The following is an 11,463-nucleotide window of genomic DNA, read 5'->3' as shown; positions in this document are numbered from 1 at the left end:
GCACGCCTCTTTCCAGCACCATTACGGCTTCACAAAAACGGTTTTGATCGCTGTGAAAAAGTCCTTCGCTGCCTCACCCTGTTCTCGGGAGTGGGAGCTCGACTGCTTCATGCCGCCAAAAGGCGCCTGCAGCTCAACACCTGCGCTTTCTGCATTGATCCGAACCAGCCCGGCATCGATTTCATCAATGAAAGAAAGCATTCGGCCGATGTTTTCCGTGAAGATGGATGCACTTAAACCGAACTTCACATCATTGGCGATGTTCAGCGCCTCCTCCATCGAGTCCACCTTGATCAAGGCGATCACCGGACCGAAAATTTCCTCCTGGGCAATTGTCATCTCAGATGCCACATTGTCAAAGATGGCAGGCTGAACATAATAGCCGCTTTGATACTTTCCGTTCTCCAGCTTTTCTCCTCCTATTAAAAGGGAAGCCCCCTCCTGTTTGCCTTTCTCAATGTATGACAGGCAGTTATCAAGCTGATTCTTGCTGGCAATCGGTCCCATCCAGACATCCTCTTTTAAGCTGTCTCCGATTGTAATATCTTTTGTGCGGTGGAGCAGTTTTTCTTTAAAGCGCTCATAAATTCCGCTTTGCACGATGACACGGCTTGTCGCGGTGCATTTCTGGCCGGTTGAACGGAAGGCCCCCGTTATGACAGCTTCTGCCGCAGCTTCAAGGTCAGCGTCATCGGCTACGATGACAGGGTTTTTGCCGCCCATCTCAAGTTGATATTTGGCTCCCCTCGCTAAAGCGGCTTGCCCGATGATTTTTCCGACTTGATTTGAACCGGTAAACGTAACGGCGTTTACACCGTCATGCTCAGCAAGCCCCTGCCCGACAACAGAACCCGGGCCTGTCACCAAATTGATGACCCCTGCCGGGAGCCCCGCTTCCTCAAAGCAGGCAATGATCTTCGCGCATGTCACAGCTGTTTCTGTCGCCGGTTTGATGACAACGGTATTGCCGTATACCAATGCCGGCGCCATTTTCCAAATCGGAATCGCCACTGGGAAGTTCCACGGAGAAATCACGCCGACCACACCGAGCGGAACACGGGTGGTAAACATGAGCGCGTCTTTGTCAGTAGACGGAATGACGTCACCCGTTTTTCGCATGCCCTCTCCGGCGTAATAGCGCAGAATGGCAATCCCCCGGGCTGTTTCTCCCTTCGCTTCCGGCAATGTTTTACCCATTTCACGCGTTGCGCAGGCGGCGATTTCCTCCAAGCGCTGCTCCATGATATCCGCTGTTTTGTATAAGTATTGGCCGCGCTCGGCACCCGTCAGCTTTCTCCAAGCCGTTTTGGCTTCATTGGCGGCGGCGACGGCACGTTCCACATCTTCAGCCGTTGAATTCTGTACATATCCGACAATATCATTCACATCGGCAGGGTTTTCGACCTTGACCATATCGCCTGATTGAGACTTAACCCACTCTCCGTTAATAAAGTTGAGGTACGTGTTTTGTTCCGTGATCACAGACATGCCCATTGCCCCTTTCGTGTTTTTTCTGGTCAAACCGTCGCGGCTTTTTTCGGAAAACGGTCAGCCGCCTGCTTCAAAATTGCTTCCAATTGCTGATAATGATCTTTTTCAACCGGGCCGACAGGCGGTCTGGCTGTATTCCTTACATTCAAACCCATGATTTCCATACCGGCTTTAATCAAGGATACGGCGTAGCCTTTTCGTTGTTTGCGAATGTCGTTGATCGGCAGAATCACATGCCGATAGAGTTCCTTCACAAGCTCGTCATTTCCGTTTTTCAATGCATCATAGAACATTCGCGAAATATGCGGGATATAATTTGAAATCGCTGAAGAGTAAGAGTGGAACCCGATCGGCAGATAAGCCGGCATCGTCACTTCAGCCATCGGCATTCCGTTAAGCCATCCTAAGCGGTCGCCGATCGTATAGACGAGGTTGATATTCAAATCCATATTTCCTACCCCGTCTTTGACACCGACAAGCTGTTCACATTCGGTCAGACGTTTGATCTGTTCAACTGAGAGAACGGCATTATCGCGCTGATAAAGAATCGCGTTCAAGTCAGTGCTTTCAATAATCGTTTTCGCATACTGGTACAGCCCCTCCTGTTCGCCATGCACCAAATACGGAGGCAGAATCAAGTAGCCGTCGGCGCCTTTTTTCTCCGACAGCTGCGCCCAATCAAGCGCTGTGCTGAGGTTGCCGCCCACCCCCGTGTAGACCGGCACCTTTCCTCCGGCTGCCGAGACTGCGACTTCCACCATTTGCTCATATTCCTTCTGGCTGAGTGATTGGAATTCACCAGACCCGCAAGCGATAAATATCGCTTCCAAGCCTTCATTCAGCAAAAACTCAATGTTTTGAAAAAGAGCTTCTTCCTCCAGTTTTCCTTGTGTGTTAAAAGGAGCAACCGGAAAACCTAAAATTCCAGCGGGTGCTTTTCTGATACGGCTCATCAACATAACCTCCTGTTATTTGTGTATACAGCCCTTGACTGAAAGCGCTTTTATTAATTTTTCTTTTACAACCGCCCCTTCCCGTATATCCTTTTGTTTAATTGTAAGACAAATAAACAATAAGTCAATATCTTTATTTTCTGATATTTTATAAAAAAGCGGTAAATCACTGTCCGGCCGGGATTCTGCGCAGCAAAAAAACAGCCTGGTCAGCCGGCTGTTTGGTTTATATCCTTCTTTGTTTCATCGTTTCATGCAAAAGCTTTGCTTCCAAAAAAAACACGTGGATGAATTTTTTCATATTTATTCTAGCAGGTGCAAGGGGTTTTGCATCCTTGGATTGGAGTTCTTTCATTTTCTGGCTGACAACCGGAAAATCAAAGAATTTCGATGCATAGGTTTCAAATTTTGGATTCGAAAAATCAGTTGTGCCCAGTGAAGCAAAATGGTGCAGCGAATGAATAATCGCTCTGCGGATACGCTGCTCCGAGGCTTTCATTTCGCGATTGACTTCCGTCTGTGAGGCCCCTGTCCCCAGCTTCCGTACCGCTACTTGGGTGAATATTTGTTTTAGCGAAGGGCTTTGTTTTTCGTGCGGCTCGGATTGCTCGTGTTCTGCTAAATACTGCAGGACCGCCATGAGATCATGTGCGCCGCCTTCTCCCATCATGCCCAGCTCGGACAACAGGAATGTTCCTGCCTCTTTTAAACCGCTGTCACTCTTCTGCTGGGGACGCGCTTTCCGTTCAGTCCGATTGACAAGCCGGCTTAGAGAATGCTGAATGGCTCCAATCGAGTGTTCAAGCTCGATCCGCTCCTTCACCTTTTGGAGAACCGTGACAATTTCAATGCGGTTAATCGGCTTATGGATAAAATATTCGATGCCGAGCGAGTACGCTTCCCCGACCATTTCCTTCGCCTCCACTTGAGAGATCATTACGATTTTGCCGGAGTACGTATTCTGGATCTGACGAATCGTCTCAATGCCGTCTCTTCCGGGCATTAACAGATCGATTAATAAAATATCAATCTGCTTAAATTGCAGCATATGCCCTTCCACTTGGCTTCCGTCGTCTGCTTCACCAGCAGCTTCCCCGAGATCTTCGTCCTCAATGATCTGCCTTAAAATTGACCGCACTGCACGGTCATCATCTGCAATAAAAAAACGCATAGCTTTTGGTTCACCCTTTCTGAATCAAATGCCGGACAGGCAGCCTGATGGCAAACACCACTCCCCGCTGCTGATTATCAAACGTGATATCCCCTTCTAGCTCTGTCACGATTTCCTTTACGTAGGAAAGTCCGATACCCGTAGAAGGCGTGCCAAATTCGTCATATTTTGAAGTAAAGCCCGTGTCAAACACAATGTCTCCGATTTTCTCGGAAATCCCGGGGCCATTGTCTTCCACCTGGAATTCTACCATACTCTCATTTGGCTTACGGAGCCTCAGGCTGACCATTCCCTCTTCATCCATAGCCTCTACCGCATTTGCTGTTAGATTATTAATGATCGAAAGCACGATAAATACGTGATATTCGTCATGCTCTCCCTCGATCGAGCAGTAAAAATCAATCTGCTTCCCTAGTGCTTCAGCGTACTTTTCATTCATTCGAATCACGAGCTGCAGCAAATCAGAAGCCCTCATATAATCTCTCAAACTCTCATTCGAAATCAATTTTGAAAGCCCTGCGAATATCCGCTGGTTGTCCTTTTTCACTTCATGAATCTCTCCGGCCAGTCTCAGGATTCTGCCGCTCAGCTGAACATCCTTGCCCTTCATTTCCCGATAGAGCTGATACGAATCGTTTGTCACTTTCTCTGTCGTTTTCAATGTCTTTTTTAGGTGCACCGTTTCTTCATATAAATTGGAAACGATCATCAGCATGTGCTCGTGCTGCTGCCTTGTCTGTTTTTCTCTCGATTGTGTTTCATACAGCTTCAGCACACTATAAAAGCTCATCACAATAAATGTGTGAGAAATCGCAATCACCGCAATGTCAGTGATTTTCTCAGGCGTGACAACCGTATGAAAAATGAGAAATTGCACAGCCAGCTCGACACAATCTGACACAACTTCAATCATAAACCCAATGAAACCGAGCATAATCGGCCGTTCACGGAAACGATTGGCCTTTAATATGGAAAACAGACAGGCGTAAGTCATATAAAAGAAAAAGCCAGACGCTTGATCATACAGAATCGGAGTCAGTCCATTGTGTCCTCCGCCCCATAATTCCAGTAAGACGCGAAAGATGAAAACAGCCGCTCCAGTCAGAAAACCCGGCAGCACAGCGGGCACATGCCGCAACAACGATAAAAAGAAGAAAAAAACCGGTGCCCCAAAGCTGACCCGGAATTCTTCATTGAGGGGATAAAATTTCAGTTCACCGGCCAGCGGCACCGTTATCAGCATGAGGGCCAGTATATATCCGTCTTTTTCAATAAACCGTTCCAGTTTTATGTTGATCACATCCTCGCTTTTTATTTTGGGGAATCGGGCGAAAACCTGCAAATTGCTTTTGACCCAGAAAATAAGGTTTTTATAAATCTTACTGCTTATTTTCAAAATGTTTTTGTCGTATTTTGTATGATTCTGTAGTCGCCATTATACAGTAATTATACCTTCCGCTATCATGAAAGCGTTTAACGCCCCTTTAGCCTTCGTTTTGATACACCTCAGTCCTTTAAGAAAAAAATCAGTGAGGAGGAATTCGATGAAAGAATTGATAAAAGAGCACCAGAAAGACATAAACCCGACGTTACAGCTGCATGATTGGGTTGAGTACTATCGCCCTTTTGCCGCCAATGGACAAAGTGCAAACTATATCCCCGCATTAGGAAAAATCAATGATTCACAGCTCGGCATCTGTGTATTGGAGCCTGATGGAACGATGATACACGCCGGCGACTGGAACGTCTCTTTTACCCTGCAAAGCATTTCAAAAGTGATTAGCTTTATTGCCGCCTGCATGAGCCGCGGCATTCCCTATGTGCTGGACCGCGTAGATGTCGAGCCGACAGGCGACGCCTTTAATTCAATCATTCGACTCGAAATCAACAAGCCGGGAAAGCCCTTCAACCCCATGATCAACGCCGGCGCCCTTACCATCGCTTCGATTCTTCCCGGAGAATCGGCATACGAAAAGCTCGAGTTTCTTTACTCGGTGATGGAAACTTTGATAGGAAAACGGCCAAGAATTCACGAGGAAGTATTCCGTTCTGAATGGGAAACCGCCCACCGCAACAGAGCGCTGGCCTACTATTTAAAAGAAACAAACTTTTTAGAAGCTGAAGTAGAAGAAACACTTGAGGTGTACTTGAAGCAATGCGCTATGGAGAGCACTACAGAAGATATTGCGTTGATCGGCCTGATCCTTGCTCATGACGGGTATCATCCGATTCGACGCAAGCAGGTGATTCCAAAAGATGTCGCAAAATTGGCCAAGGCATTAATGCTGACGTGCGGCATGTACAACGCTTCAGGCAAATATGCGGCGTTTGTCGGCGTGCCGGCCAAAAGCGGCGTCTCCGGCGGCATCATGGCGCTGGTGCCTCCAAGCGCCAGAAGAGAACAGCCTTTTCAATCCGGATGCGGCATCGGCATTTACGGGCCTGCCATTGATGAATACGGCAACAGCCTCACTGGCGGTATGCTGCTGAAGCATATGGCGCAGGAATGGGAGCTCAGCATTTTTTAAATATGAAAAAAGAGGTGATTCTATGCAGCAAATCCTGGAACATATCGTCGGTATTGCAAATGATCTTTTGTGGTCAAAGCTATTAATTGTTTTGCTCCTTTCTTTTGGAATCTATTTTACGTTCAGGCTGAAGTTTTTACAGGTTCGCATGCTGAAAGAAATGGTCAGGGTATTAAGAGAAGGTGCTGCTTCCCGGTCGAAAAACAGCATTTCTCCGTTTCAAGCCTTTTGCATCAGCATGGCGGCCCGTGTCGGAACGGGAAATATTACGGGCATTGCCATCGCCATTGCACTCGGCGGGCCCGGTGCAATCTTCTGGATGTGGATTATCGCCATTATCGGATCAGCATCTAGCTTTGTGGAAAGCACACTGGCTCAGATTTATAAAGTAAAAGATGTAAACGGCTTCCGCGGCGGGCCGGCGTATTACATGGAAAAAGGGCTGAACAAAAGGTGGATGGGCGCGCTGTTCGCTGTGTTAATCACCTTATCGTTCGGTATCGTCTTCAACTCGGTTCAATCCAATACAGTCAGCCTTGCCTTTGAAAACGCGTTTGGCACAAACCGCCTGACATTGGGACTCATTTTAATTGCTGTATTCGGCACGATTATTTTTGGCGGAGTCAAGCGCATTGCAAAGCTGGCTGAATCCATTGTCGTCGTATTGGCTGTCCTGTATATCGGAGTTGCGTTTTTCGTCATTTTTACCAACATTACGCAGCTGCCAGGTGTGCTTGCGCTAATCGTGAAAAATGCGTTTGGTTTTGACCAGGCCGCCGGCGGGGCTTTGGGCGCGGCACTCATGCAAGGCGTCAGACGGGGAATTTTTTCAAACGAAGCGGGAATGGGGAGCGCACCGAATGCCGCTGCCACCGCCACAACAAGCCATCCTGTCAAACAGGGGCTGATTCAAGCGCTTGGTGTCCTGTCAGATACGCTAATCATTTGTACAAGCACCGCCTTTATCATCCTGTTTTCGGACGCCTATCATACTCCGGGTCTGAGCGGAATCGCCTTGACACAAGCCTCCCTCAGCTCCCATGTCGGATCATGGGCATCAGGCTTTCTCGCCATTCTGATTTTGTTATTCGGATTCTGTGCTCTAATTGGAAACTATTATTATGGCGAAACCAATATCGGCTTTTTGAACAAAAGCAAAAAACTGATTTTTGTCTACCGTATCGGCGTGCTTGCAATGATCGTGTTTGGCTGTGTTGCCAAAGTCCAGCTCGTCTGGGATCTTGCTGATTTGTTCATGGGTTTGATGGTCGTCGTGAATTTAATCGCGATTTTCTTACTATCAAAGGTCGTTTTTACGGCGCTGAAAGACTATACACGCCAGAAAAAAGCAGGCAAGGATCCGGTCTTTTATAAAGATGTGCTCAAAAACCATAATGGCATTGAGTGCTGGCCGGTTTCAGACACAAAGACTGACACGCACAACAAACAAATATCATAAGAAAAGGGTGTTCAGACTTATGGGCTGAACACCTTTCCCTTTTTGCGTTTATTGACAAACACGTAAGCCTCCATTACGATTTTCATATCTTTTTCAAAAAAATCTGAAAGAAGGCATCGGTACATTCTATGAATCCTATCCAACACATATTAGATACATACCCGCTTATTGTGCTAGACGGCGCCATGGCGACCGAGCTTGAACGCAAGGGCTGTGATTTGAACGACAGTCTGTGGTCGGCAAAAATCCTGATGGAAGAGCCAAATCTGATTAAACAAGTTCATACTGATTATTTCGCGGCAGGCGCCGATTGTGCAATCACTGCCAGCTATCAGTCTACATTTGAAGGCTTTGCCGCACGCGGGCTGAGCGAAGCGGAAGCACGCCGGCTCATCGAGTTGTCCGTCAGCATCGCAGCTGAAGCACGTGATGAATTTTGGTCGCTTGAAGAGAACCGTTTGAATCGGCCAAAACCGATCATTGCGGCTTCTGTAGGCCCTTATGGCGCTTATCTTGCAGACGGGTCTGAATATCGCGGCAACTACGCAATACCAGAAGATGAACTGATTGAATTTCATCGTCCCCGGATGAAGGCGCTGATTGAAGCCGGAGCTGATGTTTTGGCATGCGAAACGATTCCGTGTCTGACTGAAGCCAAAGCGATTGTTCGGCTGTTGAAGGAATTTCCTGAAACGTATGCGTGGATCAGCTTCAGTGCTAAAGACGGCCTGCATATCAGTGACGGAACACCTGCCGCTGACTGCGCATCGTGGCTTGATGAACACCGCCAAATTGCAGCACTCGGCATCAACTGCACGCCGCTTCAGCATATCCCTTCCTTGATAGAGGAGTTAAAAAAGAACACGTCAAAACCGATCATTGTCTACCCGAATTCAGGTGAGCAATATGATCCGGAAACAAAAACGTGGAACGGCGCAGCATGCGCAGAATCTTACGGGGCGAGCGCCCGCACCTGGCATGAAAAAGGAGCGAGGCTGATTGGCGGCTGCTGCCGGACAAAACCCGAAAATATTCAAGAAATTGCGGCTTGGGCCCGCTCTTTAAAAATAACTTGACTTATCGGAATAGTTTGTATATTCTAACTTAAAGCCGGTTCGCCGGAGTCTCGTGTCACTTTCTGACATGAGATTTTTTATATTAGGAGGAAATAAATCGCTGATAGAAAGTTGGAAAAAGATGAACTCTGTCCACAACAAGAATGAGACAACCTTTCAGAGAAGTATGAAAAGCCGGCACCTCTTTATGCTTTCCTTGGGAGGTGTCATCGGAACCGGGCTGTTTTTAAGCTCAGGTTATACCATTCAGCAAGCAGGCCCGGCCGGAACGATACTTGCCTACTTAGTCGGGGCCGGCATCGTCTATCTGGTCATGCTATGCCTCGGTGAGCTGTCAGTCGCCATGCCTGTGACCGGCGCCTTTCACACCTATGCAGCCAAATACATAGGGCCGGGCACCGGATTTACGGTCGCTTGGCTGTACTGGCTGACATGGACCGTGGCATTGGGATCAGAATTCACAGCAGCCGGCCTGTTAATGCAGCGCTGGTTCCCCCATACATCGGTTTGGATGTGGAGTGCCGTCTTTGCGCTGTTCATTTTCTTGCTTAACGCATTTTCGGTCAAGTTTTTCGCTGAATCAGAATTTTGGTTTTCCAGCATCAAAGTATTAGCCATTGTATTATTTATTCTTTTAGGCGGCTCTGCCATGTTCGGCATCATCCCGATCAAAGGCGGAGAAGCCGCTCCGATGCTGTCCAACTTCATGGCGGAAGGCGGGCTTTTTCCAAATGGATTTGTCCCGATTTTGATGACGATGCTGTCCGTTAATTTTGCATTTTCGGGAACGGAACTAATCGGAATCGCAGCCGGTGAAAGCGTTGATCCTGACAAGACAATACCAAAAGCGATTAAAACAACGGTCTGGCGTCTCTCACTCTTCTTTGTCGGAACAATTTTTGTGCTGTCAGGACTGATTCCGATTCAAGATGCAGGTGTCATTAAAAGCCCGTTTGTCGCTGTCTTTGACAGAGTCGGTGTACCATACGCAGCCGATATCATGAACTTTGTTATCCTGACAGCGATCCTGTCAGCGGCTAATTCCGGACTCTACGCTTCTTCCCGGATGCTGTGGTCTTTATCAAAAGAAAAAACGCTTCATCCGACATTTGCTAAGCTGACGTCAAAAGGAACCCCTTTTAACGCGCTGGTGTTCAGCATGATCGGCGGCATTCTGTCGTTGCTGTCCAGCGTATTTGCACCAGACACTGTATACGTTGTGCTCGTGTCGATTTCCGGTTTTGCCGTCGTTGTCGTGTGGATGGGAATCGCTGCTTCTCAATTCATGTTCAGAAAACGTTATATCGAAGCGGGAAACAAGGTTACTGATTTGAAATACAGAACCCCTTTGTATCCGTTCGTGCCGATTGCCGCGTTCCTGTTATGCCTGGCTTCCGTTGTTGGCATTGCCTTTGATCCGAATCAAAGAATCGCACTCTATTGCGGCGTTCCATTTATGGCCATTTGCTATGCAACATATTATGTGAAAAACCGCAAAAGCCAGCCGGCTGCTGATATGACTCATTCAAAATAAAAAGAACCTGCCTCCGGGCAGGTTCTTTTTCGATTTTCACACTTCCACTGTCCAGTTAAACGGGCCTTTCATCTTGCCAAGCTGAATATCTGTTATCGTTTCATACAGCTTTTTCGAGAGCTCCCCGATTTTCCCGTCGCCTACAATCACCGTTTTTCCATGAATGTTGAGTTCACCGACAGGCGTAACGACTGCTGCCGTGCCTGTGCCGAAGACCTCTGTCAATTCTCCGCGTGCAGAGGCCGCATACACCTCATCAATCGATATTCTCTCTTCACGAACCGGAATGCCCCAGCTTCGAATCAGTTCAATCGCAGACGCACGTGTCACCCCGCTTAAAATACTTCCGCTTAAAGCAGGTGTGACAGCTTCCCCGTTTATGACGAAAAAGATGTTCATGCTCCCTACCTCTTCCACATATTTCCTTTCAATGGCATCCAGCCACAGCACCTGGTCATAACCCAGCTCATTCGCTTTCCGCTGTGCCTGAAGACTAGCCGCGTAATTTCCAGACGTTTTTGCACATCCGACTCCGCCGTTCACCGCCCGCACGTACTCATCTTCGACGTAGATTCTTACCGGCTTCAGCTGATCGTCGCCATAGTAGGAGCCTACAGGCGAAAGCACGATCATGAATGTATAGCTCTTGGATGCCTTCACACCAAGACTCGGTTCTGTGGCAATCACAAAAGGACGAATATACAGTGACGTTCCTTTTTCCTTTGGAACCCAATCTTTCTCCAGCTCAACTAATTGCGTCAATGCCTCAAGCACCAGCTCTTCGTCTAAAGGAGGCATACTCATGCGCTCACACGATCTGTTCAGCCGTTTGACATTTTGATCCGGACGGAACAGCAGCACCCTGCCGTCGTCTGTTCTGTATGCTTTTAATCCTTCAAAAACAGCCTGGCCGTAATGAAAAACAGATGAAGACGGATCAAGCGTAAGCGGTGCGTACGGCGCAATTCTCGGATGATGCCATCCAATTCCCTCTTCGTAGTCCATCACAAACATATAATCTGTAAAATATTGACCAAATCCCAAGGATGACGGATCGGGCTTTTCCTTATGAAATACAGTTTTTTCTCGTTCAATAAGCTTATTCAATCTAATCAGCACACCTTTCACATAATTGTTTAAATATTCAGTCTTTTTAAAGCTGCAAAAAGTATACAGCCTTTCCTTTGATCATACGCCGCTTCACACCTATAAATTTCAGAATATTCTTTAGGATCATCAGCTATTATACAC

General features: G+C 47.5%; 9 protein-coding genes. 4 read left to right on the top strand and 5 right to left on the bottom strand.

Translation table 11 applies throughout. The features are described from left to right. Nucleotides 1–21 precede the first annotated feature (21 nt). The 4 genes from gucD to glnK all read right to left on the bottom strand — a co-directional run bounded on the left by gucD (nt 22) and on the right by glnK (nt 4,858). Nucleotides 22–1,488 carry an alpha-ketoglutaric semialdehyde dehydrogenase GucD gene (gene gucD / locus AC0OMA_RS01490; protein WP_063335990.1) on the bottom strand — a complete coding sequence of 489 codons (1,467 nt, stop codon included), beginning with the start codon at nt 1,486–1,488 and terminating at the stop codon, nt 22–24. A 29-nt stretch (nt 1,489–1,517) separates the two neighbouring features. Then, nucleotides 1,518–2,444 (bottom strand): 5-dehydro-4-deoxyglucarate dehydratase, encoded by a 927-nt coding sequence (gene kdgD / locus AC0OMA_RS01485; RefSeq protein WP_003246372.1) that lies wholly within the window; start codon nt 2,442–2,444, stop codon nt 1,518–1,520. Nucleotides 2,445–2,670: 226 nt separating this feature from the next. After that, nucleotides 2,671–3,615: a glutamine utilization two-component system response regulator GlnL gene (gene glnL, locus AC0OMA_RS01480; RefSeq protein ID WP_003234824.1), complete on the bottom strand. Its 945-nt coding sequence runs from the start codon at nt 3,613–3,615 to the stop codon at nt 2,671–2,673. A 10-nt stretch (nt 3,616–3,625) separates the two neighbouring features. Further along, nucleotides 3,626–4,858 (bottom strand): two-component system sensor histidine kinase GlnK, encoded by a 1,233-nt coding sequence (gene glnK, locus AC0OMA_RS01475; RefSeq protein ID WP_474222413.1) that lies wholly within the window; start codon nt 4,856–4,858, stop codon nt 3,626–3,628. 301 nt (nt 4,859–5,159) lie between these two features. Between glnK and AC0OMA_RS01470 the strand changes: the two genes are divergently transcribed. From AC0OMA_RS01470 to mmuP, 4 genes are all read left to right on the top strand, one after another. Beyond that, nucleotides 5,160–6,143, top strand: coding sequence for a glutaminase (locus tag AC0OMA_RS01470; RefSeq protein WP_063335988.1), 984 nt, complete (start codon nt 5,160–5,162; stop codon nt 6,141–6,143). Between the two features lie 22 nt (nt 6,144–6,165). Then, a complete protein-coding gene (locus AC0OMA_RS01465; RefSeq protein WP_015382657.1) occupies nt 6,166–7,602 on the top strand; it encodes an alanine/glycine:cation symporter family protein in 1,437 nt (478 codons plus the stop codon). A 128-nt stretch (nt 7,603–7,730) separates the two neighbouring features. After that, nucleotides 7,731–8,678: a homocysteine S-methyltransferase gene (gene mmuM, locus AC0OMA_RS01460; protein ID WP_474221832.1), complete on the top strand. Its 948-nt coding sequence runs from the start codon at nt 7,731–7,733 to the stop codon at nt 8,676–8,678. A gap of 121 nt (nt 8,679–8,799) precedes the next feature. Further along, nucleotides 8,800–10,212 (top strand): S-methylmethionine permease, encoded by a 1,413-nt coding sequence (mmuP, locus tag AC0OMA_RS01455; RefSeq protein WP_015482742.1) that lies wholly within the window; start codon nt 8,800–8,802, stop codon nt 10,210–10,212. A gap of 36 nt (nt 10,213–10,248) precedes the next feature. Here mmuP and AC0OMA_RS01450 read toward each other — a convergent pair whose 3' ends face one another. Then, entirely contained in the window at nt 10,249–11,319 is a 1,071-nt protein-coding gene (locus AC0OMA_RS01450; RefSeq protein WP_015482741.1) for a branched-chain amino acid aminotransferase, read from the bottom strand. Nucleotides 11,320–11,463 lie beyond the last annotated feature (144 nt).

This window comes from Bacillus sp. AMCV2, assembly GCF_056033925.1.
The sequence above is the reverse complement of the archived record's forward strand: the minus strand, read 5'-3'. Positions and strand labels throughout refer to the sequence as shown.

Bases quoted from the DNA above. Each gene is read 5' to 3' on its own strand.
- gucD (WP_063335990.1), bottom strand. From the start codon at position 1,488: ATGTCTGTGATCACGGAACAAAACACGTACCTCAACTTTATTAACGGA.
- kdgD (WP_003246372.1), bottom strand. From the start codon at position 2,444: ATGAGCCGTATCAGAAAAGCACCCGCTGGAATTTTAGGTTTTCCGGTT.
- glnL (WP_003234824.1), bottom strand. From the start codon at position 3,615: ATGCGTTTTTTTATTGCAGATGATGACCGTGCAGTGCGGTCAATTTTA.
- glnK (WP_474222413.1), bottom strand. From the start codon at position 4,858: ATGCTGATAACGGTGCCGCTGGCCGGTGAACTGAAATTTTATCCCCTC.
- AC0OMA_RS01470 (WP_063335988.1), top strand. From the start codon at position 5,160: ATGAAAGAATTGATAAAAGAGCACCAGAAAGACATAAACCCGACGTTA.
- AC0OMA_RS01465 (WP_015382657.1), top strand. From the start codon at position 6,166: ATGCAGCAAATCCTGGAACATATCGTCGGTATTGCAAATGATCTTTTG.
- mmuM (WP_474221832.1), top strand. From the start codon at position 7,731: ATGAATCCTATCCAACACATATTAGATACATACCCGCTTATTGTGCTA.
- mmuP (WP_015482742.1), top strand. From the start codon at position 8,800: ATGAACTCTGTCCACAACAAGAATGAGACAACCTTTCAGAGAAGTATG.